The sequence below is a fragment of the uncultured Flavobacterium sp. genome (assembly GCF_963975515.1).
Classification (GTDB): domain Bacteria; phylum Bacteroidota; class Bacteroidia; order Flavobacteriales; family Flavobacteriaceae; genus Flavobacterium.
In genome coordinates this window covers 205906-232622 of sequence record NZ_CAXBGY010000003.1, presented here as the reverse complement: position 1 = coordinate 232622, position 26717 = coordinate 205906, and the positions used below count along the sequence as shown (strand labels likewise).

Sequence of the window (26717 nt, the reverse complement as noted above, 5' to 3'; positions counted from 1 at the left end):
TACAATTAGTATTTTAACCATTTGTATAGTTCTTTCCAAGTTGGTTTTTTTCCATACATAAGTATTCCAACTCTGTAGATTTTAGCTGCAAACCATACTACAAATAAGAAGGTTGCAAACAAAATTACCATAGAAAGTAATATTTGCCATAAAGGTACACCAAAAGGTATTCTCATTAACATTACTATTGGTGAAGTTAATGGAAATATTGAAAAAACAGTTGCAATTGTTCCGTGTGGATCATTTAGAACTGTGAAAAACCCAATATAAACTCCCAATACTAAAGGCAAAATTATTGGCAATAAGAATTGTTGAGAATCTGTTTCAGAATCAACTGCTGCACCAATTGCTGCATAAAATGAACTGTAAAGAAAGTAGCCTCCAATAAAGTAGATTATAAAACTGATTAGTAATGTTGCAATTGGCAAGCTCTTCATTTCATTTATGTATAATGGAATATTTGCTGAAAAACTAGAAACTTCTGCACTTGCTGCCATATCTGTTGGTGATGATGCACCCATTTGCATACCTAAAAAATAAGAAAATACAAAAAATAAGATTCCTCCAACAATTGCCCAAATTACAAATTGAAGAATTCCTGCTAATGAATTTCCTATAATTTTTCCCATCATTAATTGAAATGGTTTCACTGACGAAATAATGATTTCTATAATTCGATTTGTTTTTTCTTCTATTACACTTCGCATTACAAAGTTTCCATAAATGATGATAAACATCATGATTAAATAACCAAAAACTCCTCCAATAATTAATTTAATTTCATTAATACCTTTTACAGTTTCTTCTCCAGAGAATTTCGAAAGTTTTAAATCTGAATTCACTTTTGCATCTTCAATTTGTTTGGCATCAAAACCTAATATTTTTAATTTATCAGAAGTTAGTGTAGAATCAACAATATGTTCAACATCTGAAATAAATTCTATACTTGGACTATCTTCTGAAATATACTCAATTTTTTGAGCCAATTGTTGAATTGAATCTACCTTTGGAATATACAATAACCCATCATAATTGTTAGTAGCAGTGTCTTTTGCTGTTTGAAAAGACATAAATGAAATATCTACATAATGCGTATTTTTGTCGTTTTTGAATTCATTTTTGAACAATCCTACTTCATCATGAATGGCAATTTGCGTGGCTTCATCTTTATCCATTGAAGCTAAAAAACCAACGAAAACTGCAATTCCTACAAATAATAATGGACTTAAAAATGTCATTACTATAAAAGACTTGTTTCGAACTTTGGCAATAAATTCTCTTTTTATTATTAAGGATAATGTTTTCATTATTTATTACTTACAGTTTGAATGAATATATCGTTTACACTTGGAATTTTCTCTAAAAAATGAGTCACTTGACCGTTTTTAGTTAAAATACTTAAAAGTTCATTAGAGTTATGTGCTCCTAATTGAATATCTAATTTTATATCATCATTCAACGATTTGAAATTTGTTTGTCCTACTTTGAATTTTTGCGTTAAGTCATACATTAATCCTTCTACGTTTGGAGAAATTATTCCAACTTCAAAAGTATTGGTTCTGTATTCTTTTTTAACATCAACTAATTTTCCTTCAATAAGTTTGTTTGACTTGTGAATTAAAGCAATGTAATCACACATTTCTTCTACACTTTCCATTCTGTGTGTTGAAAAAATGATAGATGTTCCTTGTTTGTTTAATTCAATAATTTCGTCTTTGATTAGATTTGCGTTTACTGGATCAAAACCCGAAAAAGGTTCGTCTAAAATTAAAAGTTTTGGCTTATGAAGAACTGTAACTACAAATTGAATTTTTTGAGCCATTCCTTTTGAAAGTTCTTGGATTTTTTTGTTCCACCAACCTTCTATTTCTAATTTTTCAAACCAGTATTTTAATTGTTTGTTTGCATCTTCTTTTGAAAGCCCTTTTAACTGAGCCAAATACAAACACTGTTCTCCAACTTTCATAGTTTTATACAAACCACGTTCTTCTGGCATATATCCAATATGTTGAATATCCGAAGGACTTAATTTTTTTCCATCCAAATAAACTTCACCAGAATCTGGCATAGTAATTTGATTGATGATTCGGATTAAAGTTGTTTTACCAGCACCATTTGGCCCAAGTAAGCCATAAATAGAACCTTCTGGAATTGTAAATGAAACATTATTTAGTGCTTTATAATCACCAAATTGTTTGTTTACATTTTTTACTTCTAATATAGAATTCATTTAAAATGAGGTTTATTGTATTAGTTGGAGTTGCATAAGATTTGTTACAAAAAAAACCCACCTTAATGAATAAACTTTAAGATGGGAAAAATTGCTATGAAAAAGAAAAATTCACTTTCCTAAAAAAGTGATTTTCAAATGTAACTAATTAATTTTACTTATGAAAACATATCTTTAACTTTTTCAAAAAAAGATTTATCAGATTTTTCAGGGTTTGGAATGAAGTTTTCGTCTGATATCATTTTTTCAAAGAAATTCTTTTGTTCTTTATTTAAGGTTTTTGGCGTCCAAACATTAACGTGAACTAATAAATCACCATTTCCATATGAATTGATACTTGGAATTCCTTTTCCTTTTAATCTTAATATTTTTCCAGACTGAATTCCTTCTTCCAATTTGATTCTAACTTTTCCTGAAACTGTTTCAATTTCTTTAGAAATTCCTAAAGCAGCTTCTGGAAAACTTACATATAAATCATAATGAAGGTTTTCTCCTTCACGTTTTAAAAATTCGTGTTCAATTTCTTCAATGGCTACAATTAAATCACCTGGAATACTATTTCCACCTGGTGCTTCATTTCCTTTTCCAGAAACTTTTAATTGCATTCCATCTACAACTCCAGCAGGTATTTTGATTGAAACTGTATCTTCGTCTACCAACATACCAAATGCATCAGCACCTTCTGGTTTTTTATCCAAAATTTGTCCCGAACCTTGACAAGTTGGACAAGTAGCAGCTGTTTGCATTCTTCCTAAAATCGTATTAGAAACACGCATAACTTGTCCTTGACCATTACATGTAGAACAAGTTCTAAAAGTAGCACCAGCAGCTTGTACCTTGCGTTTTACTTTTACTTTTTTCTCAACACCATTAGCTATTTCTTCTAATGTTAATTTAACTTTTATACGAAGATTGCTTCCTTTTACTCTACGTTGACCTCCACCACCAAAACCACTTCCACCGAAACCACCACCGAAGGCACTTCCAAAAATGTCTCCAAATTGGCTAAAGATGTCGTCCATGTTCATGTGTTGACCACCTCCATGTCCTCCACCAGCACCATCAAAGGCAGCATGACCCATTCTGTCATATCGTGCTCTTTTGTCAGCATCACCAAGAACTTCATAGGCTTCTGCAGCCGTTTTGAAATTTTCTTCTGCTTCTGAATCACCTGGATTTTTATCTGGGTGATATTGGATCGCCTTTTTTCGGTAAGCCTTTTTTATTTCTTCTGGAGTTGCTGATTTGCTAACACCTAATATTTCGTAAAAATCTTTCTTCATGTTTTATATAAATTCCAATAAAAAAATCCCATATTCCAATAAAATTTGGCTCATGGAATAGTTATGGATTACTATTATTGACCAATTACTACTTTAGGAAAACGAATAATCTTGTCTCCTAACTTATACCCTTTTTCTATTACATCTACAATTTTACCCTTCATCTCTGGAGAAGGAATTTGTGTAATAGCTTCTGCAAAATCAGCATCAAAAATATCACCTGCTTTTAATTCAACTATTTCTAATCCCTTAGAAACCAATGTAGATTTTAGTTTTTCGTGAATTAATTCTACACCCTTTATTAAATCCTCATCTTCAGATTTCGAAATTTCTATCATAGCTCTGTCAAAATCATCTAAAACAGGTAACATAGATTGTAAAACTTCTTGATTTGCTGTTTTGAATAAATCGATTCTTTCTTTGGCTGTACGTTTTTTAAAATTGTCATATTCTGCAAAAAGACGCAAAAATTTATCCTTTTCCTTTGCTAAATCTTCTTGAAGTTGTTCTTCTAAAGATAATTCTGGTTGTTGTACTTCTTGATTTTCTGAAACAGTTTCTCCGTTTACTTCATCTTTTTCAATGTTTTCAGTACTTTCTTGGTTCATATTTTTGAATATTTTTTTAAACATTTTTTCTTTTGTTGGTATATAGCAAATGTATTGCCATTTCTTATTTAATGTCAAATTGTCACAAAAATTAATTTTAACAGAATTTACTATTTTTTAATATTGATTAATATTTCATTATATTTGAAATAATTATTAACTTAAATAAAGTATATGAAAAAATTAACACTATTAGGATTAGGGCTTTTATTATTTATTAGTTGTAAAGAGGAAGAAAAAGAAACTTTAGTATCAACTACTATTGATGAAAGTATTAAAGGAAAGTTTGAAGTTGACTCAACTTCTTCTATTACGTGGATAGGCTCAAAACAAACAGGAAAACATTCAGGAACAATCAAAATTAAATTTGGTGAATTTAGTGTTGATGCTGGTAAAATTACAGAAGGAAAGTTTGTAATTGACATGAATACCATCCATGTTAACGATTTAGAAGGTGAAGATAAAGCTAAATTAGAAGCCCATTTAAAAGGCGATAGAGATGATGTTGAAGATCATTTTTTTAATGTTAAAAGATATCCAGAAGCATCTTTTGAAGTCTTAACCTTTACAAATGAAAATGGTGTTGATATGCTTGAAGGAAACTTAACCATTAAAAATAAAATTAACAAAGTGAAGTTTCCCGTTTCTTTGGAAAAAGTTGATGATGTTATTACATTGACTTCCCCAGAATTTAAAATTAACCGAACACTTTGGGGTGTTAATTATGGCTCAAAATCTATTTTTGATGATTTAGGAGATAAATTTATTGATGATGATATTGTACTTCAACTTAACATAAAAGAAAAAAAATAAATACTATTTAAATTCCACTATAAGCACTCAAATAGGGTGCTTTTTTTATTTTAATAAATTAGCTAAGGCTTTCTCTAATGTAGCGTATTTAAACTGATAGCCTTGATTTAAAATCTTTAAAGCACTCACGCTTTGACTTGAAAAAACCAAAATATACATTTCTCCTAATATCATTTTCATTACGAATTTTGGAATATTAGGCAACCACAAAGGTCTTTTAATAACTTTAGCTATTTCTTTTGTCATAACTGAATTCGTAACAGGATGTGGTGCTACAGCATTATAAATTCCATCTAATTCAGAAACCTGGGTGTAATAAAAAATATTAACCAAATCTTCTACATGAATCCAAGATTGATATTGTTTTCCTGAACCAAAAGCTGCTCCTACTCCATATTTAATAGGATTAACCATTTGTGGCAATGCTCCTCCTTTGTTAGAAAGTACAATTCCAATTCTAATTTTTGTAACTAATATATTAAGCTTTTTAAAAGCATCAACTTCATTTTCCCATTTTTGAACCACTTCTCCCAAAAAGGAATCATCTACTCCGGTATTCTCTTCATTATAAATAGCTCCTAAACTATTAGGGTATATTCCTATTGCAGATGCCGAAATAATTTGAGTAACTTTATTAGGATTCTTTTCTAAAGTCGAAAACAGCAATCTTGTCGGAATCGTTCTACTGTCAAGAATTTCTTTTTTGTAAGAAGATGTCCATCTTTTGGCTACAGTTGCTCCTGCTAAATGATAAACTACCGAAACTCCATCAAAAGCAGTGATATCAATTTCATTTGTATCTGGATTCCAATAAAATCCTTTATAATTCTCTCTTGAAACTAATTTATCTTTTGAAGTTGATAGATAATTTACTTTTACATTATTTTGATGCAAAACTTTCACCAACTCTTGACCTATCATCCCGGTTGCACCTGTTATTAATACTTTCATCTTTATCTTTTTATTCAAAGTTACGGAAGAAATTATCAAATCAATAGGTATTTAACTACTCTTAACAGTTGTTGTTATTAGATACTGGATTTTCAACTATTATATTTTCAGAAAACAAACAAATTATCCTTTGGCTAAAAAACGAACGGCAAATGAATTACTTTTTTTTGAGATTCTAATTTGAATTATCGAGATTTTAATTTGACACTCCATTCAAATTGCATTTCTGATACTTGATCTCCTTTTTCGTCAGTTCCTATTGAAGTTAACCAAATAGTTTGTCCTTCTTTTGTTTCTATAGCTTTTTGAATTGTATCTTCAATTAAAGCACCTTGATTGCACTCAAATGTAATTCTTCCTTTTGCTTTTTTGGTAAAAGTAGCCTTGTTATTTGCTACCAACATCGAAATTTTTTTTCCACTTTTTTTAACTTGATACATCACTAAAACTCCTGTAGTGAATTCTGCAGCCATTGCTTGAACAGCAAAATACATTGAATTAAAAGGGTTTTGATTAAACCATCTGTGTTTAACACTTGATTGACAAACTTCCGCTGAAATTGATTTTGCTCTAACGCCACACCAAAAAGCTGAAGGCAATTTATAAAACATATATAAGTTCAATTTAAAAGGAGAAATGCTCATGAGTAGTATATTTTTCGCTAATGTACAAAAAAATACTATGCATACATACTAAAACGAAAAAGTTAAATTAATGTTAAATATTAGTACTATGCGTAACATAATACCTTCTAATAGACATATATTTGTATAGGAAAATAATAGGTTAAAGAATTTATTAGTTTCAATCATCAATAAAAATGGACTTAAAATCAATCAGAAGATTCTGAAATACTGAAACAAATCAGTTAAAAATTCAACAGATTCTGAAACGAGTTCATAATAAATCAAAAAATGAGTAGTAACTTAAAAAAAACAAAAGTGAATTATGAACATTGAAAACACAAAAGCTCAAATGAGAAAAGGTGTTTTAGAATTTTGCATTCTTTCTGTATTAAAAGTAAAAGATGCATATACTTCTGAAATCTTAGAAACATTAAAAGAAGCTAAGCTATTAGTCGTTGAGGGAACAGTTTATCCTTTATTAACAAGACTAAAAAACGATGGATTATTACTTTATCGTTGGGAAGAATCAACATCTGGACCACCAAGAAAATATTATGGCTTAACAGATGAAGGAAAAGAATTTTTAAACGAATTAGGCAGTACTTGGAAAGAATTATCCGACGCTGTGAACACCATAACAAACTAAAATTAAGATCATGAACAAGACAATAAGTATAAATTTAGGAGGGTTCTTTTTCCACATAGACGAAGATGCTTATAGCAAGCTGACCCGCTATTTAGATGCCGTGAAACGTTCACTTTCCCCTGAAGGAAGAGATGAAATTATTAAAGACATCGAAAGCAGAATAGCTGAACTTTTTCAAGAAAAAATTAAAAATGAAAAACAAGTAATTAGCGCTAAAGAAGTTGACGACATGATTGCCATTATGGGTCAACCAGAAGATTATAAAATAGACGATGAACCAATAAATAATTCATATAATAGTTCTACATATAATTACAATAATAATGGTGGTACAAAAAAACTATATAGAGATAAGGACAATTCAATTATTGGTGGAGTTTTATCTGGAATAAGCCAATATATAGGTGTAGATCCTATTTGGTTAAGAATTGTTATGGCAATTTTATTAGTATTCTTTGGAACTGGATTTTTCATCTATATCATTTTATGGATAATTATTCCAGAAGCTATAACAACAACCCAAAAGCTAGAAATGCGTGGAATGCCTATTAACATTACTAATATCGAAAAAAAAGTAAAGGAAGGCATTGACGATATTACTTCAAAAATTAGCGACATTGATACTGAAAAAATGATGCATAATGCAAGGAATGGTTCTCAAAGAGTAGGTTCTACTATAGAAGATATTTTTACAACTATTTTTAAAATTATAGGTAAATTGTTAGGAGGTTTTATCGTCTTAGTAGCTTCAATTTCTTTAATTGGATTACTTATCGGAACAATTTTTATGTTTTTTTCAACCACACTTGACCATGTCAGCATGCCTTGGAATGAATATTTAAGAGCAAGTAATTATACTGATTTTCCAATGTGGATTTTGTATATATTTTCATTTTTTGCTGCTGCTATTCCAATCTTTTTCTTCTTTATTTTAGGATTGAAATTATTGGTAAACAACTTAAAATCAATTGGAAGTTATGCCAAATATAGCTTATTGGGAATTTGGATATTATCCATAGTATTTTTAGTCTATTTTGGATTAAGTCAAGCATCTCAAGTTGGTCATGAAGGTAAAGTTGTTGAAAAAAGAGAGTTAATTATTTCTCCAAATGATACGCTTAAAATCAATATGAAATACAATAGCTTTTATTCAAAAAGTGTTTTCAACAGAACTGATTTTAGATTTACAGCAGATGAAAAGGACAAAGAAATCATCTATTCTAACAATGTAAAAATACATTTAATGAAAACAGATGAAAGCAAACCCTTTATTCAAATTGAAAAGACAGCTAATGGTCGTTCTTATAATGATGCCAAAAATAGAGCTCAAAAAATAATCTATAATTTTGAAATTCAAGGAAATATCATTAATTTAGACAATTATTTACTTACAGACAGAAGTAATAAATTTAGAGATCAAGAAGTTCATATTTATTTATACATACCAAAAGGAACTGTCATTTACCCTAATGAATCTATTTCTGATTATTTAACTAATCGTTATTCTGATATTGATATGTATTATGGAGAAGAAAACCATCATTACAAACTAATTAACGGTGAATTTGAATGTCTTGATTGTCCAAATAATGAAGATGATAATGAATGGAATTCTGATGACGAAGACAGTAAAGTAGAATTAAAAATAAATGGTAAAGATATTATTACCTCTGAATCAGAAATTAGCACTATTAATATTGACGAAAACGGAATAAAAATACAAACAAAAAACAAAAAATAACTCTTCTTCTGAAGAACTAAAAAACTAATCATGGTAAAATTTATTTTCCAACTTACAAAAATCATTATTACAGCTGTCATGTTACTGTTAGCGGTTTCATGTGGAAATAATGTAAATTTCATGAATGATGGCCTAACCGGAGACGGAAACGTAACATCATCAAAAAGAACTACCGAAAATTTTGATGCTATTGAAGCTAAAACAGGTATTAAAGTTATCATTGAGCAATCTGACAACTATGCTATTGAAGTTAAAACAAATGAAAACTTACAAGAACATTTAAAAACAGAAGTTTCAAACGGAGTTTTGGCCATCTATTTTGATAAAAACATCAATACAGCCGATGAAAGAACTGTTTATGTTAAAGTTCCTAATCTTAGAAAAATATCCTCTTCAAGCGGATCTTCTGTAGAAAGTGTTACAACAATTAAATCAGAAAATTTAGATTTAAAATCAAGTAGTGGCAGCGAAATGAACCTACGTGTTAATGCTAAAAACTTAACATGTGATAGTAGTAGCGGAAGTGAGATTATTGCAAATGGTAAATCTGAAAATCTAAGAACAGAAGCTTCTAGCGGAAGCTCAATTATTCTAAATGATTTAGAAGTAGCAAATGCTGTTTGTAAGTCTTCTAGCGGAAGTTCTACAAAAGTAAATCCAACCGAATCTCTAGATGCAGATGCTTCAAGTGGAAGTAGTATCAAATATTACACCACTCCAAAACAAATAAAAGTAGACGAAAGTTCGGGTGCAAGTGTATCAAAAAAATAAAAAAAATAAACATCAGCCAAAAACTGGTGTTTTTTTTGATATATAAAAAAACATACATTTGTAACTAATTAAATTAATACTATGAAATTTAAAATAGCTTATATCATTGTTGTTTTATTTATAACAACTTTTTCTTATGCACAAAAGAAAGAAAAAATTAAAGGATCTAAAATCATAACAGTGACAGTTAAAGAAGTTGATACTTTCGACTCTGTTGACATAGCGGATAATTTAGATGTCTATTTGGTAAAAGGAGAAAAAAATTCAGTGGAAATTGAAGCTGATGACAATCTACATGATGCAATTATTTTTGAAATAATAGGAAGCACGCTAAAACTTTATTCAACAAAAGATGTCATTAGAGCCAAAAAATTTAGTGTTCGAGTAAATTATACAAGTAATTTAAAAATGGTTGTTGTTAAAAATGAAGCTAAACTGAATGCGTTAGCCGATTTAAATTTAGACAGCATCACCATAAAAAACTTTGATAATTCAAAATCATTTTTAAATGTTAAATCTACCGATTTTACACTTATACTTAATGATAAATCAGAAGCCGAATTAAACATAAAAGCTGACAAAACAACACTAGAATTAAGCACAAGCAGCGAATTAAAAGCATTGATAGCTTCTGCGAGTTTAAAATTAGATATGTATCAAAAATCTAAAGCTGAAATTGAAGGCGAAACTACTATAGCGAATATCAGATTAGATAACGATGCAAATCTAAAAGCAAAAAAATTAGCAGTTAATGAAATGAATTTATCTACTGAAATGTATAGCTATTGCGAAATAAATGTAAAAGATAAAGTAACCATTTCTGCCACAGGAAAATCAGAAATCGAGTTTCTAGGCGATGCTAAAGTCGAAATTCCAGTCTTTAGAAATAATGCTAGACTTCAAAAAATTGAAAAATAGAATAAAAAAAAATCCAGCTCAATTGCTGGATTTTTTTATATAACTGAAACAAAGTGATACTTAATTACTCTTTTGCAGCCAAATATCTTTCAGCATCTAATGCAGCCATACAACCTGTTCCCGCAGCTGTTATAGCTTGACGATAAACATGATCCGCAGCATCACCAGATACAAATACGCCATCAATATTAGTTTTAGAACTCCCAGGTGTATTTAATATATAACCCGTTTCATCAAGGTTTAAAAAATCTTTAAAAATATCTGTGTTTGGTTTGTGACCAATGGCAACGAAAAATCCAGTTGCTGAAATTTCCAATTCAGTATTAGTTGCTTTATTTAGAACTTTTACACCAGTAACAACTTGTCCATCACCCAAAACTTCAACAGTATCGTGATTCATTAAAATTTCGATATTAGCTGTTTTTCGAACACGTGCCTCCATAATTTTAGAAGCTCTAAATTGCTCACTTCTTACTAACATGGTAACTTTTTTACATAGTTTAGATAAATAATGAGCTTCTTCACAAGCACTATCTCCTGCCCCAACTATTACTACTTCCTGATTTCTGTAGAAAAAGCCATCACAAATTGCACAGGCAGAAACTCCTCCACCTAAATTTAAATATTTTTGTTCAGAAGGTAATCCCAAGTATTTAGCCGAAGCCCCAGTTGAAATGATTACAGTTTCTGCATGAATTTCTTTATCATCTTGAATCCAAACTTTATGAATATCACCAGAAAAATCTACTTTAGTAACCCAACCATCACGAACATCAGCACCAAAACGTTGCGCTTGAGCTTGTAAACCAACCATCATTTCGGGTCCAGTAATTCCTTCTGGATTTCCAGGCCAATTCTCTACTTCATTTGTTGTTGTCAATTGACCACCTGGTTGGGTTCCTTGATATAAAACTGGAAACATATTAGCTCTCGAAGCGTAAATTGCAGCTGTATATCCTGCAGGCCCAGAACCTATTATTAAACATTTTACTTTCTCTATTGTATCTGACATAATTATTTTATTTTAAAGCCCCAAAAGTAATAATTTTGAATGAATTGAAATGTATTATAGCTTACAAAAAATCTATTATAGTATAATTATAAGTTATTGAAGATTTTCTGAAATTAAAAAACCTCCTTGAAGTCCAAGAAGGTTTTTGTCGGGGTGGCAGGATTCGAACCTGCGACCTCCTGCTCCCAAAGCAGGCGCGATGACCGGGCTACGCTACACCCCGAAAAGTGAGGTGCAAATGTAATGTAATTATTTATATCTGCAATGAATTTTAAAAATATTTTTTTCTGTGTAAATTAAAAGCATATAATTAAATTCAAATACTTAAATTTGTCAAATAATAAAGATACATTTTTATGCTTATAATTGGAATTGCAGGTGGTACAGGAAGTGGAAAAACAACAGTTGTTCACCAAATAATGAACGAATTACCTCAAACTGAAGTCGGAATTATTTCTCAAGACTCATATTATCGTGAAACTTCTAACTTGAGCTATGATGAACGTACAAAAATTAATTTTGATCATCCAAGAGCTATAGATTTTGAACTTTTAGTAGAGCATTTAAAGCAATTAAAAGAAGAAAAAACAATTGAACAGCCTGTATATTCATTCGTTACCCATAATAGAACAGATGATGTAATTGTAACTCATCCAAGAAAAGTTATGATTGTAGAAGGAATATTAATTCTTGCAAATCCTGAACTTAGAGAGTTGTTTGACATAAAAGTATTTGTTCATGCAGATTCTGATGAAAGACTAATAAGACGTTTAAAAAGAGACATTGCAGAGCGTGGAAGAGACATGGAAGAAGTCTTAAATCGTTACCAAAACACACTTAAACCTATGCACCAACAATTTATTGAACCTACAAAAGCTTTTGCCGACATTATCATACCAAATGACAAATACAACACAGTAGCTATTGATGTAGTAAGAGCAGTAATTAATCAACGAATAGAAAAATAAATGTTCAAAAAAATTCAACAATTACGCCTAAAATATCCTTTCCTAAAAATTATTTGGAATAGGTACTTTTTGGTAGTGTTGTTTTTTGTGATTTGGATGTTATTCTTAGACAATTATTCGTATATTGATCATAGACTTTTAAATAAAGAAATAAATGAATTAGAAGCAAATCAAAAATACTATAAAGAGGAAATAACTGCCGATAGTATTAAAATAAAAAAACTTCAAAATCCAGATATGATTGAAAAATATGCTCGCGAAAAATACTTTATGAAAAAAGATAGCGAAGATATTTACATCATAGAGTTTGAAGATGATTTGCATGATGAAGAGTCAAAAAAAAGATTTTAAATAAAATTCCAAAACAAGTAAAATGTTTTGGAATAAATAAATTCAACAATCGTGATAAAAGAGAACAATTTATTTAATGGGTTTGAAAAAGTTACCTCCAAACAATGGAAACAACAAATTCAATTTGAATTAAAAGGAGCCGACTATAATGAAAACCTAGTTTGGGAAAGCTTAGAAGGCATCAAAGTAAAACCTTTTTATCATAACGATGAAGATAATTTAATTAATAATGTTCAAACAAAAGTTTCTGAATTTAAAATTCTACAAAACATTTATGTTCATGATGTAGAAAAATCTAATTCAAAAACAATTGATTCTCTAAAAAGAGGAGCAGAAAGCATAAGATTTACAATTGAAAATGAAACCGTTTCTTTAGAAAGCTTACTAAAAAACCTTCCTTTTGAAAACATTTCTTATTACTTTAATTTGAAATTTTTATCAATCGATTTCGTTAACAAACTAACTGAATTCGCAACAAAAAATAAAGCTACTTTCTCGGTTCAAATCGATCCAATCGGACAATTAGTGAAAGATGGAAATTGGTTTAAAAATTTAGAAACTGATTTTAAATCTCTAAATCAAATTAGCGCTAAAACTCCATTTTTATCCATCCAATCTGGAATATATCAAAATGCTGGAGCTAATATGGTTCAGCAATTAGCTTATACTTTAGCACATATAAACGAATATTTTAATAGAATTGAAAACTTAAACCAACCTATTACTATTGAAGTTTCTGTTGGAACAAACTACTTTTTTGAAATCGCTAAACTAAGAGCTTTAAGAATCCTATTCAATGCTTTAGCTAAAGAATACAATCACACACATGAATGTAATATCATAGCAACACCCACAAAACGAAACAAAACATTATACGATTATAATGTAAATATGCTACGTACAACAACTGAATGCATGTCAGCTATTTTAGGTGGAGCAAATGAAGTAGCAAATTTAGCTTATGATGCATTATATCATAAAGACAATGAATTTGGTGACAGAATAGCAAGAAACCAATTATTAATTTTGAAAAAAGAAAGCTATTTTGATAAAGTAAATAATCCAGCTGATGGTGCTTATTACATTGAATCTTTAACAGAACAATTAGCCGAAAAAGCTCTTGAATTATTTAAAGACATTGAATTAAATGGTGGTTTTATTACACAATTAGTAGAAGGAACTATCCAAAGAAAAATTAACGAATCTGCTCAAAAAGAGCAAGATTTATTCGATAACGGAAAAGAAATTTTGTTAGGAACTAATAAATATCCCAACAAAAATGACAAAATGAAACACGATTTAGAATTATATCCTTTTGTGAAAAACAATCCAAGAAAAACGTTAATCACACCTATAATCGAAAAACGTTTAGCAGAAAAAATGGAACAAGAACGATTAAATGCTGAAGAATAAGTCATGAGAAAAAACATCCAACATTTAAAGTTAGAAGTCAGAAATCAGAAATCAGAAGTGTCAAACACTGAAAACTTTCTTACTGCAGAAAATATAGAAGTAAAACCAACGTATTCAAAAGAAGACATTGAAAAACTTGAACACATTGGTTTTGCAGCAGGTTTTGCACCAAATCTTCGTGGTCCTTATGCAACAATGTATGTACAAAGACCTTGGACAGTACGTCAATATGCAGGTTTTTCTACTGCAGAAGAAAGTAACGCTTTCTATAGAAGAAATTTAGCCGCAGGACAAAAAGGATTATCAGTTGCCTTCGATTTAGCCACACATAGAGGTTACGATTCAGATCACGAAAGAGTTTTCGGTGATGTAGGAAAAGCTGGTGTTGCCATCGATTCTGTAGAAGACATGAAAGTGCTTTTTGACCAAATTCCTTTAGGAGAAATGTCAGTTTCCATGACTATGAATGGTGCTGTTTTACCTATAATGGCATTCTATATTGTTGCCGCAATGGAACAAGGTGTCGATATTAAAGACTTATCTGGAACTATCCAAAACGATATTTTAAAAGAGTTTATGGTTAGAAATACATACATCTATCCACCTACTCCTTCTATGAAAATTATTGCTGATATTTTTGAATATACCAGTGATAATATGCCAAAATTTAACTCAATTTCAATTTCGGGTTATCACATGCAAGAAGCTGGAGCAACGGCTGATATTGAATTAGCCTACACTTTAGCAGATGGTTTAGATTACATCAGAACTGGAATTGCAGCTGGAATGGACATTGATACATTTGCACCAAGATTATCATTTTTCTGGGCAATTGGAATGAACCATTTTATGGAAATTGCCAAAATGCGAGCTGGAAGAATGTTATGGGCAAAACTGGTAAAACAATTCAACCCAAAAAGCGATAAATCATTATCTTTAAGAACACATTGTCAAACTAGTGGTTGGAGTTTAACAGAACAAGATCCTTTTAACAACATAGCAAGAACAACTATTGAAGCTGCCGCTGCTGCTTTTGGAGGAACACAATCTTTACACACCAATGCATTAGATGAGGCAATTGCTTTACCAACAGATTTTTCTGCTAGAATTGCACGTAACACACAAATTTTCTTGCAAGAAGAGACCAAAATCACCAAAACTGTTGATCCTTGGGCTGGAAGTTATTATGTGGAAAGTTTAACGGCTGAAATTGCCGAAAAAGCTTGGGCTTTAATCGAAGAAGTAGAATCTTTAGGTGGAATGACAAAAGCCATCGAAGAAGGAATTCCGAAATTACGTATTGAAGAAGCTGCTGCTCGTAAACAAGCACGTATTGATAGTACTCAAGATATAATAGTTGGTGTAAACAAATACCGTTTAGAAAAAGAAGATCCTTTACATATTTTGGATGTGGACAATGATATGGTTCGCAAACAACAAATTGAACGATTAGAACAAATAAAAGCTTCTCGTGATAATGATAAAGTAAAATCGTGTTTAGCAAAATTAACTGATTGTGCAAGAGCTAGTGTGGAAAGTTCAAAAGATTCTAATATACATCAGAATAAAAATGATAATTTATTATCTTTAGCTGTTGAAGCTGCGAAACAAAGAGCAACATTAGGAGAAATTAGCGATGCTTTAGAAGAAGTATTCGGAAGATATAAAGCACAAATTAGAAGTTTTAGCGGAGTGTATAGTAAAGAAATAAAAAATGACGAAAGCTTTGAAAAGGCAAAACAATTAGCCGATGCTTTCGCAAAGAAAGACGGTCGTCGTCCAAGAATAATGATTGCCAAAATGGGACAAGACGGTCACGATCGTGGAGCCAAAGTGGTAGCAACAGGTTATGCTGATGTAGGTTTTGACGTAGATATTGGTCCATTATTTCAAACTCCAAAAGAAGCTGCCAAACAAGCTGTTGAAAATGACGTTCACATTTTAGGAGTTTCTTCTTTAGCTGCTGGACATAAAACGCTAGTTCCTCAAGTAATTGAAGAACTTAAAAAATACGGAAGAGAAGATATTATGGTTATTGTTGGTGGAGTAATTCCTGCTCAAGATTACCAATTCTTATTTGATGCTGGTGCAGTTGCCGTTTTTGGTCCTGGAACTAAAATCAGTGAAGCTGCAATAACAATCTTGGAGGTTTTATTGGAAGATTAATCTCACCGTTGTCATGCCGAACTCGATTCAGCATATAAAATTACAAAAACATCAACTGAAAAGTTGGTGTTTTTTTTATTCAAAAACTCCCAAATAGAGATTTTATAGATTTCTCAAACTCCTTAAATCTGTGTTCCTAAAAAACTAAACTTCAATTTGTTCTATAGCTAAAACCCCTTCCATAAAATCAATTGCTTTTACATGTTCAAAAAAGTCAATTTCGGTTTCATGAGGTAAAAAATCAGAAACTATGCGAACAATAAAATCCTGAGGTCTCTTTAAATACATAAAAGTATAATCTTCCATATTTACAACTGTACCTTCTTCTAAATCTGTAGTTCTAACAAACTTATCCGAAGTCAACGAAGACAAACACGGCAAACTTAGTTTTGGGTCAACACTTATAGGTTTGCCATTCTCAAACAAACCACCTTCAAAACCATATATAGAAGAAGTTGTAATTTCAACAGGCTTACCTAAACCCAAATGAGCAGGCAAGTTTAATTCTTTACCAACCACAGCAGCAAAACCCATTAAAACACAAACATCATTTTCTGACAATTGCATTAAAGCTTTAGCTGTACTTTCTCTACCAATACCCGAAACTAAGACTTGATAAGTATGTTTTAAATTAGCAATGCGAGAAAGAGCATTTAGTACTTTTTCTTGCTCAATTTCCATTGGAGTTAGGATTGTTATTTTCAAGGTGTGATTTTTTGTAAAGTTAAAACTTGTTTTAAGAACAACACTATCAATTTAAACACATATTTAAAAATCAAAGAAATATAATACAACCGAAAATGTTGTGATTACCTTAACATTACCTATACACCTTTAGGTATCTTTCTCAACTTGCTTTGTAAAATGGCATAGAACGCTTTTTAACTAGGCAATATCACTAGCTTAAGTGTATAGTTTTTATAAACATAAATCATGATTATCATAAATTATTTGGGTTTATATTTATAAAAATGTTTTTTTATATTAAAATTTATCAATAATGAATAAGAACTACTTAATATTAGTCCTTTTTTTAAATTATACATTTGCTTTTAGTCAATTAAGTTTCTGCAACGGAAGTAGCGGTGCACCTATTTTCTTTGAAAATTTTGGAAGTGGCACAAGTTACGGACCTGCTTTGGCGACTGGTGTAACCAATTATACTTATGTAAATAGTGGTTTTCCTAATGATGGCCAATATACTTTGTACTATAGAACTAATCTTATTCCAAATTCACAAAATTGGATGTACTCTTTAGATCACACACCTGATTCAGAAGCGGATGGAGTAAATGGAAAATGTTTAATAGTTAATGCAGATATTAATCCAAGTCAATTTTACAAAAGAACTGTTACTGGTTTATGCAGCAATACAACTTTTGAATTCTCAGCATGGGTATTAAATATATTAAATGCTACTACTAATCAATCTCCAATAAATGTAACTTTCGAAATATGGGATGTAACTGATACAATATTGCTTAAAACTGGTAGCACAGGAATTATTGCTAATACATTTACTCCGGTTTGGAATCAATTTGGTCTAGTTTTTACAATGCCTGCAGGGCAAACCTCTGTGATTTTAAAAATGAGAAATAATTTTAATGGTGGTTTAGGAAATGATTTAGCTATTGACGATATTATGTTTCGTGCTTGTGGTGAATATAGCAACATTACTAATAGTGGAAATCCTTCAAATTCAATATCAATTTGTGAAAACGAAACTATAACCAACAACCAATTACAAGTTAGTACAACTGGAACAGCTTCAAATGTTTACCAATGGCAACAAAGTAGCAATAACGTTAATTATGTAGATATAACAGGTGAAACCTCTTCTCTTTACTTCATTCCAACCATTACAACAACTACTTATTATAGAGTGAAAGTCGCTAATGACATTGTAAATTTAAGCAACCCTTATTGCTCGACTTTGTCTGATGTTTTTACTGTAATTATTAATGCTTTACCAAATCCACCTGTCTCAAATGGCAATCAAACGCTTTGCAGCAACCAAGGTACTTCATTAAGTGTAACAGCAAACGCAAATGAGAGTGTCAATTGGTATGATGCTCCAACTAATGGCAATTTACTGCAATCAAACTCGTCTAGTTACACTTCAACAGCTTCGGGAACTTTTTATGCAGAAGCTTATAATTTATCTACAGGTTGTATAAGCAATACTAGAACTGCTGTCACACTTTTACCAATGACAACAGCTTCTTATTCGGGAACAACAACAATTTGTTCAACTGAAACAACATCCATTACATTAACAGCTTCAGATTCAAATGCAACTTTTAATTGGACGGCTACTTCAACAAATGTTACGGGATTTTCTAACGGAACTGGAAATACAATTGCACAAACTTTAATTTATACCGGAAGTACAAATGGAACAGTTACTTATACAGTTTCTCCGATAGTTAACGGTTGTGAAGGAATGGCTGAAACGATAACGATAACTATAAATCCACAAACAAACATTACCCCTACTTTTACAACTATTCCAACCACTTATTGTTTAAATGCAACAGCTCCAACTTTACCAACGACATCATCAAACACAATCCCAATTACTGGAACTTGGAATCCTACAACTATTAACACTTCAAATACTGGAACTACAACTTATACTTTCACTCCACAAGCAACTAGTTGTCAAAATATTCAAACATATCAAATATCAATTACAGTTTCCAGTGGTTTTATTCCTGATTTTATTGATGTAATTACGTTTTGTGCAGGTTCAAATGCACCAACTTTAGACACAACATCTCCTAACAACATTAACGGCTCCTGGAATCCTTCAGTAATTGACAATACAGCTTCAGGAAGTTACACATTTACACCAAATCCTAATCAGTGTGCTGTCTCACAAACCATAAGTGTAAACGTTTTAGAACCTACTTTAACAAGTATAGAATACACAACAACTGGAGCTTTTTCTGAAAATCAAATCGTAACCGTTTTAGCCTTTGCTAGTGGAGATTATTTATACCAATTAGACAATGGTAACTTCCAAAACAACAATATATTTACCAATGTTTCATCTGGTAATCATACAGTTACAGTTATGGATCAAAATGGATGTTCTCCTCCTTTATCAAAAGATATTCTTATATTAAATTACCCTCATTTTTTTACTCCAAATGGTGACGGAATAAATGATTATTGGATGATTACTGGTTTAAATAATTTAAAGAAAGTAGAAGTGTCTATTTTTGATAGATATGGAAAATTAATTAAACAAATTTTACCTAATAATGCTGGTTGGGACGGAACTTTCAATGGGTATTCTTTACCTGCAGATGATTATTGGTTTACTATTAATTTTGAAGAAAACAATATTTCCAGAACTTTTAGAGCTCATTTCAGCTTATCGCGATAAGCAAATAAGTGTTTCTTTTGTATTTAATGAAATTAAATTTATTATCTTTACTTAATTAAAAATTTATATTATGGCAAAGAGTCAAGACGCAAAAAAAACGGAAAAGAAAGAACCGCTTAAAACTGCTAAAGAAAAGAAAGCAGAAAAACGAGACAAAAAAAATAGTCCAAAAAGAGATTAAAACCTTACAGAAACACGATTCATTTCGTGTTTTTTGTTTTTAAATCAAATACTACACCTTATTTATAAAGAATATTTTAACTTTTACACTAATAACTTTATTCTATTGTTAACAAAATAGACTTGAAAAAACCATAATTAATTGTATTTTTACCGTTCCTAATTTTAATATATCAAATGGGTAAAATCATTGCAATTGCAAATCAAAAAGGTGGTGTAGGTAAAACAACAACTTCAATAAACTTAGCAGCTTCATTGGGAGCTTTGGAAAAAAAAGTACTATTAATTGATGCTGATCCTCAGGCAAATGCCAGTAGTGGATTGGGTATCGATGTTGAAGCTGTTGAAATTGGTTCTTACCAAATTCTAGAACACAGTAATACTCCAGAAGAAGCTATAATAAGTTGTTCTGCACCAAATGTGTGGGTTATTCCAGCTCATATCGATCTAGTAGCCATTGAAATAGAATTAGTAGATAAAGAAAATCGCGAGTACATGCTTAAACAAGCATTAGAAAGCGTTAAAGACAAGTACGATTACATCTTAATTGACTGTGCTCCTTCTCTCGGTTTACTTACTTTAAATGCACTAACGGCTGCTGATAGCGTAATCATTCCTATTCAATGTGAGTATTTTGCTCTTGAAGGTTTAGGAAAACTATTAACAACAATTAAGAGTGTTCAGAAAATACATAATGCCGATTTAGATATTGAAGGTTTGTTATTAACTATGTATGATAGCCGTTTACGTTTGTCAAATCAAGTGGTTGAAGAAGTACAAAAACACTTCTCTGATATGGTTTTCAATACAATAATTCAAAGAAATATCAAATTAAGTGAAGCTCCAAGTTTTGGAGAAAGTATAATTAATTATGACGCAACCAGTAAAGGTGCTTCTAATTATTTACAATTGGCAGAAGAAATTATTAAAAAAAACAAAGCATAACGCATGACGAAAGCTGTAAAAAAGCAAGCATTAGGAAGAGGATTATCTGCTCTTTTAAAAGATCCTGCCAATGATATAAAATCGGTAGAAGATAAAAATGCAGATAAAGTAGTAGGAAATATTGTTGAATTAGACATTAATTCAATTGAGATAAATCCGTTTCAACCTAGAACAAATTTTAATGAAGAAACGCTTAACGAATTAGCAACTTCTATTAAAGAACTAGGTGTAATACAACCTATTACGGTTCGTAAACTTGACTTTAACAAATACCAATTAATTTCTGGAGAAAGACGTTTAAGAGCTTCAAAAATTATTGGTCTTGAAACTGTTCCTGCCTATATTCGTATTGCAAATGATCAAGAATCACTTGAAATGGCTTTGGTAGAAAATATCCAACGTCATGATTTAGATCCTATTGAAATTGCTTTATCATATCAACGTTTAATTGACGAAATCAACCTTACACAAGAGCAAATGAGTGATCGTGTTGGAAAAAAACGTTCAACTATTGCCAATTATCTTCGTTTATTAAAATTAGATCCAATTATACAAACTGGAATTCGTGATGGATTTATTTCTATGGGCCACGGAAGAGCATTAATAAACATAGAAGATAACGATGTTCAAGGAGATATTTACCATAAAATCGTTACCGAAAATTTATCCGTTAGAGATACAGAAGCTTTAGTAAAAAAATACCAAGAAAGCCTTTTACCAAAAGCTAAGAAACCTAAATCTGATTCTTTTCAAATAGATGAAGAACAAAAGAAAACTTTTGCGCATTATTTTGGAGCAAAAGTAGATATTAAATCAGCAGGAAATGGAAAAGGAAAAATTACTATTCCATTTCATTCTGAAGAAGATTTTGAACGTATTTTGAAACTTATTAAAGAATAGTGAAGCAAACAGTTTTCATATATTTACTTCTTTCTTTTTTTTGTAGCAATACTCTTTTTGCACAGAAACCAGAAATCATTAAGGCAAAAGACACTGTTGTTAAAACTATAGATCCTTTGACACCTTCAAAAGCTGCATTTTATTCAGCTATTTTACCTGGTCTTGGACAAGCCTATAATAAAAAATATTGGAAAATTCCAATTGTTTATGCCGGCTTGGGAATTTCCATATATTCTTATACTTTTAATCAAAGAGAATATCATAAATTTAGAGATGAGTACAAAAGAAGACTTGATGGAACATCAGATCCAAATCATCCTATTTATGGAAATTTAGATGACGCACGATTAATTAGTGCTCAAAAATTCCATCAAAGAAACAGAGACTTATCGATGCTATTAACTGTTGGAATCTACATTTTAAACATAGTAGATGCTAATGTTGACGCACATTTGATTCAGTTTAACGTGAATGACAACTTATCTATAAAACCAGATTTATATCAAAATCAGTTAAACAATAGGCAAAATTTGGGATTGACTTTTAATTACAATTTTTAACTTTAATTAACGCTTCAAACTGTAACAAACACTAATTTCTATATACTTATCTACATGAAAATTGCACTTTTAGGCTACGGAAAAATGGGAAAGGTTATTGAAAAAATAGCTTTAGAAAGAGGACATTCTATAGTTTTAAAAAAATCAAGTGCTAATTCTTTTGAAGGTTTGAAAAATGCAGATGTCGCGATTGATTTTAGCGTTCCTGATTCTGCCGTTTCTCATATTTCCGAATGTTTAAAAAACAATATTCCAGTAATTTCAGGAACAACAGGTTGGTTAGAAAATTATGACAAAGTGGTTGAACTTTGCAAAACAAATAATGGAAGCTTTATTTATGGTTCTAATTTTAGTCTAGGGGTTAATATTTTCTTTGAACTAAACAACTATTTAGCAAAAATGATGAGTAATTTGAAACAATATAACGTTTCAATGGAAGAAATTCATCATACACAAAAATTAGATGCCCCAAGCGGAACAGCCATTTCTTTAGCTAAAGGCGTTATAGAAAATTCAGATTATACAAATTGGACATTAGAAAATCCAAAGAACAACGAAATACATATTGATGCCAAAAGAATTGAAAACGTACCCGGAACTCACAGCGTTTTTTATGATTCTGAAGTAGATCAAATAGAAATAAAACACACAGCACATAACAGAGAAGGTTTTGCACTAGGTTCTGTAATTGCAGCTGAGTGGTTAATAGGAAAAAAAGGTGTCTTTACTATGAAAGACGTTTTAGGAATATAAAATATATGTTGTTTCTGAGTTAATTTAAACACAGAAACTTTTAAACTTTTAAACAATAAAAAATGACAGCATTACAATGGTTATTCTTCATAATAATAGTTCAACTGATTCACGGATTAGGAACTTGGAAATTGTATGTAAAAGCAGGTAGACAAGCTTGGGAAGCATTTATTCCTGTTTACAATGCAATAGTTTTAATGCAAATTATCAATAGACCTAAATGGTACACTTTTTTACTATTTATTCCTATTATCAACCTAATAATGATTCCAGTTGTTTGGGTAGAAACTATTAGAAGTTTTGGCTATAACTCTTCAAAAGATACTGCTTTAGTAATTCTTACATTAGGTTTTTATATCTATTATATTAATTACACGCAAAACCCAACTTATATTACAGATAGAAGTTTAGTACCAACTAATAAAACTGCTGATACTGTTAGTTCATTATTATTTGCAATTGTTGTTGCTACTTTTGTACACACTTATTTTATTCAACCTTTTACAATTCCGACTTCTTCATTAGAAAAATCGTTATTAGTTGGTGATTTCTTATTTGTGAGTAAATATAATTATGGAGCAAGAACTCCAATGACTACTGTTGCTGCTCCAATGGTTCATGATACTATTCCTTTCATAAAGACTAAATCATATACTATCTGGCCACAATTGCCTTATTTTAGGTTACCAGGTTATGAAAAAATAAAAAATAATGACATTGTAGTTTTCAACTGGCCTATTGATACTGTTTATCAATTTAGAGACCCTTTACACAGATATGCATGGAAACCAATTGACAAACGATCTAATTATGTAAAAAGATGTGTTGGAATTCCTGGTGATAAAATTGAAATAAAGAATTCTGAACTATATGTAAACGATAAAGTTTTAGTTTTATCAGAAAGAGCAAAACCACAATTTTCATATTCAGCAAAAGTAGAACCTTTAGATAATGTTGACTATAATTCATTATTTAGTGAATTAAATACGCACGATAGATATGGATTTCTTGCAGAACAAAAAACAGCATATTTTCCAGCTTTGACTTCTGAAAACGTTGAGAAATTAAAGAAAATCCCTGGTGTCTCTGATGTTGAAAGAATGATTGACACAACAAATACAATATTCTCATATGAATTTAAAATTGATCCAAAAATCAATGACAATGAATTAAAAAACATTGTAACTAGAATAAAAGAATCCAATAAATTTGTTGTCTTTGAAGATACAAACAAAAACTTATTATGCATCAACAGACTTCCATTAGAGTTTGTTAATTTGATAAAAAGTCAAAAATCGGTAATAAGTACTAAAGAAATGTACGATATTTTTCCACATGGACCAAATCAGAAGAACTGGACAAAAGATAATTTAGGGCCAATTTATATTCCTGAAGCTGGAAAAAAAGTGGAATTAAATTTAGAAACACTTCCATATTACAAAAGGTTAATTACAGAATACGAAGGAAACACTTTACAACAAACTGGAAACGAGATTAGAATTAACGGTCAAGTTGCTACATCATATACGTTTAAACAAGATTACTATTGGATGATGGGAGACAATCGTCACAATTCTGAAGATTCACGTTATTGGGGTTATGTTCCTGCTGATCATGTTGTTGGAAAACCAATCTTTATTTGGATGAGTTGGGATTCAAATGCACAAGGAATAATGAACAAAATTCGTTGGGATAGAATGTTTACTACAGTAAGCGGTGAAGGTCAACCACAATCGTATTTTAAATTTTTCTTATTCTTATTAGCTGGTTATTTTGCGTTTGATTACTTTAGAGGAAAGAAAAAGAAAAAAGAAAATCAGTAGTTCTCGAAATCAATGAAAACCCTACTTCATCCAACATATTTTCCTTCTATTAGTCATTATATTGCAATGATTCAGGCAGAAGAATTGGTATTTGAAGTTGACGATAATTTTCAAAAGCAAACGAATAGAAACCGAATGTATATTTACAGTGCAAACGGACTTCAATTGCTTAATATTTCCGTTAAACATTCTACAGAAAAAAATCAGAAATACAAAGATGTACTAATTGATGATAGTTCGAATTGGCAAAAAATTCATTTAAAATCATTAGAATCTGCTTATAAAAATTCTCCTTTTTTTGAATATTTTATTGATGATATCGCTCCAATTTATCAAAAGAAACATAAGTTTTTAATTGATTTAAATTTTGAAACTTTTGATATAGTAAATTCGTGTTTAGGAATTGAATTACCTTTTTTAAAAACAACAGAATATTTTCATACTATTGAAAACGAAAATGATTTACGCTACTTAGTCAACGGAAAAAAAGATACAACTCAAATTGAATCATACACGCAAGTTTTTGATGACAAACATGGTTTTATAAATAATTTAAGCATTCTTGATTTGTTATTTAATGAAGGAAGATATGCTGTAGATTATCTGAAAAAACAAATTTTATAAATACTAATTATCTTTCTTTTTCAGTTCTAATCTAGTAGAAAGCGGAAAGTGATCACTATTAAAAAAAGCATCAAATGACTGATATTGTTTAACTTCAAACTCTTTTTCAACTAATAAATAATCAATTCTAGCAGGGTAATATTTAAAGTTATACGATTTCCCAAAACCAGTGCCAGCTTCTTCAAACGCATCTTTTAAATCATTTTTTATTAACCTATACACGTATGAAAAAGCACTATTATTCATATCTCCACAAATAATCTTTGGCAATTTACAAGCGTCAACATTTTTCTTAATTAATTCTGCTTGTAGTTGCTGTTCTGTGAAAGCTTCGCTAATTCTTTTAAAAATAAATTTTGACTTTTCTTCATCAATATTATCGTTTATATCTGTACTTATTTTAACAGATTGCATATGCATACTATAAACTCTAATTGTATCTTTTTTACGTAAAACATCTGCATAAATTACTTTATTAGAAGAATGTGGAAACTCAATTTCTCCTTTATTTATTATTTTAAATTTAGAATAAATAGCTTGTCCATATTTGTTTTTCTTTCCTTCAACATTAATGTAATTATATTTATACTGACTAAAATTAATAGCATCAACTGGAGAAAATTCTTGAATACAAAGTATATCTGGATTCTCTTGAGCAACAAATTTATTAATTTCTTTTGGTACGTCTTTTTTAGGCAACCATTCATATAAATTGAATAATCGCACATTATAACTCATTATAACAAAATCATTTTCTGATTCTGGAATATTAGTTTCAGAAAATTTATACAGTTTATTGATGAATGTTATTCCTAATAACAAAACGATTCCAGAAATAAACATGTATTTTTTTAATTGAAGCAACCAATAAACAAAAAATAAAAAATTAAGAATTAATAGAAAAGGCAAAACCAATGAAAACACACTTAAAAAAGGGAATAATTTGGGTGCTAAAAAAGGTAAGACATAAGCAAGTATTGTAACTACAACTAGTACAATATTTAAAAAATGCATAATTTTACTTAACCATGTTTGGTTCTTCAT

The 26717-nt window shown here is 30.2% G+C and carries 25 protein-coding genes and 1 tRNA gene; 16 read left to right on the top strand and 10 right to left on the bottom strand.

Translation table 11 applies throughout. The features are described from left to right. Positions 1-5: 5 nt before the first annotated feature. The 4 genes from AAC008_RS05760 to AAC008_RS05745 form a co-directional block, all read right to left on the bottom strand. Positions 6-1307, bottom strand: coding sequence for an ABC transporter permease (locus AAC008_RS05760; protein ID WP_339887979.1), 1302 nt, complete (start codon positions 1305-1307; stop codon positions 6-8). After that, positions 1307-2230, bottom strand: a complete 924-nt coding sequence (locus AAC008_RS05755) for an ABC transporter ATP-binding protein (protein WP_339887978.1) — start codon at positions 2228-2230, stop codon at positions 1307-1309. Before AAC008_RS05755 ends, AAC008_RS05760 begins: the two co-directional genes overlap by 1 nt. 158 nt (positions 2231-2388) lie before the next feature. Continuing rightward, complete coding sequence (gene dnaJ / locus AAC008_RS05750) at positions 2389-3513, bottom strand: molecular chaperone DnaJ (RefSeq protein WP_339887977.1); 1125 nt, start codon at positions 3511-3513, stop codon at positions 2389-2391. 74 nt (positions 3514-3587) lie between these two features. Further along, positions 3588-4145 carry a nucleotide exchange factor GrpE gene (locus tag AAC008_RS05745; RefSeq protein ID WP_339887976.1) on the bottom strand — a complete coding sequence of 186 codons (558 nt, stop codon included), beginning with the start codon at positions 4143-4145 and terminating at the stop codon, positions 3588-3590. A gap of 150 nt (positions 4146-4295) precedes the next feature. Between AAC008_RS05745 and AAC008_RS05740 the strand changes: the two genes are divergently transcribed. Next, a complete protein-coding gene (locus tag AAC008_RS05740) occupies positions 4296-4934 on the top strand; it encodes a YceI family protein (RefSeq protein WP_339887975.1) in 639 nt (212 codons plus the stop codon). Between the two features lie 45 nt (positions 4935-4979). On the opposite strand, the gene AAC008_RS05735 is transcribed toward AAC008_RS05740, so the two are convergent. Together AAC008_RS05735 and AAC008_RS05730 are read right to left on the bottom strand one after the other, a co-directional pair. Further along, positions 4980-5885 (bottom strand): TIGR01777 family oxidoreductase, encoded by a 906-nt coding sequence (locus AAC008_RS05735; protein WP_339887974.1) that lies wholly within the window; start codon positions 5883-5885, stop codon positions 4980-4982. Positions 5886-6070: 185 nt separating this feature from the next. After that, the gene (locus tag AAC008_RS05730; RefSeq protein WP_339887973.1) at positions 6071-6529 is read right to left on the bottom strand and encodes a DUF4442 domain-containing protein; all 459 of its coding nucleotides are present in this window, start codon (positions 6527-6529) and stop codon (positions 6071-6073) included. A 304-nt stretch (positions 6530-6833) separates the two neighbouring features. Between AAC008_RS05730 and AAC008_RS05725 the strand changes: the two genes are divergently transcribed. From AAC008_RS05725 to AAC008_RS05710, 4 genes are all read left to right on the top strand, one after another. Next, positions 6834-7157 carry a PadR family transcriptional regulator gene (locus AAC008_RS05725; RefSeq protein WP_026718092.1) on the top strand — a complete coding sequence of 108 codons (324 nt, stop codon included), beginning with the start codon at positions 6834-6836 and terminating at the stop codon, positions 7155-7157. Between the two features lie 10 nt (positions 7158-7167). After that, on the top strand, positions 7168-8898 hold the full coding sequence (locus tag AAC008_RS05720) for a PspC domain-containing protein (RefSeq protein ID WP_339887971.1): 1731 nt from the start codon (positions 7168-7170) through the stop codon (positions 8896-8898). 30 nt (positions 8899-8928) lie between these two features. Continuing rightward, positions 8929-9669 carry a head GIN domain-containing protein gene (locus AAC008_RS05715; protein WP_339887970.1) on the top strand — a complete coding sequence of 247 codons (741 nt, stop codon included), beginning with the start codon at positions 8929-8931 and terminating at the stop codon, positions 9667-9669. Between the two features lie 81 nt (positions 9670-9750). After that, complete coding sequence (locus tag AAC008_RS05710) at positions 9751-10587, top strand: DUF2807 domain-containing protein (protein ID WP_339887968.1); 837 nt, start codon at positions 9751-9753, stop codon at positions 10585-10587. 64 nt (positions 10588-10651) lie between these two features. Here the strand turns inward: AAC008_RS05710 and trxB are convergent, their stop codons facing one another. Both trxB and AAC008_RS05700 read right to left on the bottom strand, forming a co-directional pair. Beyond that, positions 10652-11599 (bottom strand): thioredoxin-disulfide reductase, encoded by a 948-nt coding sequence (gene trxB / locus AAC008_RS05705; RefSeq protein ID WP_339887967.1) that lies wholly within the window; start codon positions 11597-11599, stop codon positions 10652-10654. A gap of 148 nt (positions 11600-11747) precedes the next feature. After that, a tRNA-Pro gene (locus tag AAC008_RS05700) sits at positions 11748-11822 on the bottom strand. Positions 11823-11955: 133 nt separating this feature from the next. Between AAC008_RS05700 and udk the strand changes: the two genes are divergently transcribed. Genes udk through scpA form a run of 4 tightly spaced genes read left to right on the top strand, consistent with a single transcriptional unit; the run spans position 11956 to position 16497 of the window. Next, complete coding sequence (udk, locus tag AAC008_RS05695; protein WP_339887966.1) at positions 11956-12567, top strand: uridine kinase; 612 nt, start codon at positions 11956-11958, stop codon at positions 12565-12567. Beyond that, the gene (locus AAC008_RS05690) at positions 12568-12918 is read left to right on the top strand and encodes a septum formation initiator family protein (protein WP_339887965.1); all 351 of its coding nucleotides are present in this window, start codon (positions 12568-12570) and stop codon (positions 12916-12918) included. Between the two features lie 54 nt (positions 12919-12972). Then, complete coding sequence (locus AAC008_RS05685) at positions 12973-14331, top strand: methylmalonyl-CoA mutase subunit beta (protein ID WP_339888145.1); 1359 nt, start codon at positions 12973-12975, stop codon at positions 14329-14331. A gap of 3 nt (positions 14332-14334) precedes the next feature. Beyond that, positions 14335-16497 carry a methylmalonyl-CoA mutase gene (gene scpA, locus AAC008_RS05680; protein ID WP_339887964.1) on the top strand — a complete coding sequence of 721 codons (2163 nt, stop codon included), beginning with the start codon at positions 14335-14337 and terminating at the stop codon, positions 16495-16497. 144 nt (positions 16498-16641) lie between these two features. Here the strand turns inward: scpA and AAC008_RS05675 are convergent, their stop codons facing one another. Further along, on the bottom strand, positions 16642-17202 hold the full coding sequence (locus tag AAC008_RS05675; protein WP_339887962.1) for a hypothetical protein: 561 nt from the start codon (positions 17200-17202) through the stop codon (positions 16642-16644). 295 nt (positions 17203-17497) lie between these two features. Between AAC008_RS05675 and AAC008_RS05670 the strand changes: the two genes are divergently transcribed. From AAC008_RS05670 to AAC008_RS05640, 7 genes are all read left to right on the top strand, one after another. Then, positions 17498-19888, top strand: a complete 2391-nt coding sequence (locus AAC008_RS05670; protein ID WP_339887961.1) for a T9SS type B sorting domain-containing protein — start codon at positions 17498-17500, stop codon at positions 19886-19888. 357 nt (positions 19889-20245) lie between these two features. Next, positions 20246-21013, top strand: a complete 768-nt coding sequence (locus tag AAC008_RS05665; RefSeq protein ID WP_339887960.1) for an AAA family ATPase — start codon at positions 20246-20248, stop codon at positions 21011-21013. A 3-nt stretch (positions 21014-21016) separates the two neighbouring features. After that, positions 21017-21913, top strand: a complete 897-nt coding sequence (locus AAC008_RS05660; protein WP_339887959.1) for a ParB/RepB/Spo0J family partition protein — start codon at positions 21017-21019, stop codon at positions 21911-21913. Beyond that, positions 21913-22473, top strand: a complete 561-nt coding sequence (locus AAC008_RS05655) for a DUF5683 domain-containing protein (RefSeq protein ID WP_339887958.1) — start codon at positions 21913-21915, stop codon at positions 22471-22473. The genes AAC008_RS05660 and AAC008_RS05655 overlap by 1 nt, the downstream gene beginning before the upstream one ends. Before the next feature lie 54 nt (positions 22474-22527). Further along, the gene (gene dapB, locus AAC008_RS05650; protein WP_339887957.1) at positions 22528-23226 is read left to right on the top strand and encodes a 4-hydroxy-tetrahydrodipicolinate reductase; all 699 of its coding nucleotides are present in this window, start codon (positions 22528-22530) and stop codon (positions 23224-23226) included. A gap of 62 nt (positions 23227-23288) precedes the next feature. Next, positions 23289-25049, top strand: a complete 1761-nt coding sequence (lepB, locus tag AAC008_RS05645) for a signal peptidase I (protein WP_339887955.1) — start codon at positions 23289-23291, stop codon at positions 25047-25049. A 12-nt stretch (positions 25050-25061) separates the two neighbouring features. Beyond that, positions 25062-25673: a WbqC family protein gene (locus AAC008_RS05640; protein WP_339887954.1), complete on the top strand. Its 612-nt coding sequence runs from the start codon at positions 25062-25064 to the stop codon at positions 25671-25673. Between the two features lie 3 nt (positions 25674-25676). Here AAC008_RS05640 and AAC008_RS05635 read toward each other — a convergent pair whose 3' ends face one another. Beyond that, positions 25677-26717 carry an endonuclease/exonuclease/phosphatase family protein gene (locus AAC008_RS05635; RefSeq protein ID WP_339887952.1) on the bottom strand — a complete coding sequence of 347 codons (1041 nt, stop codon included), beginning with the start codon at positions 26715-26717 and terminating at the stop codon, positions 25677-25679.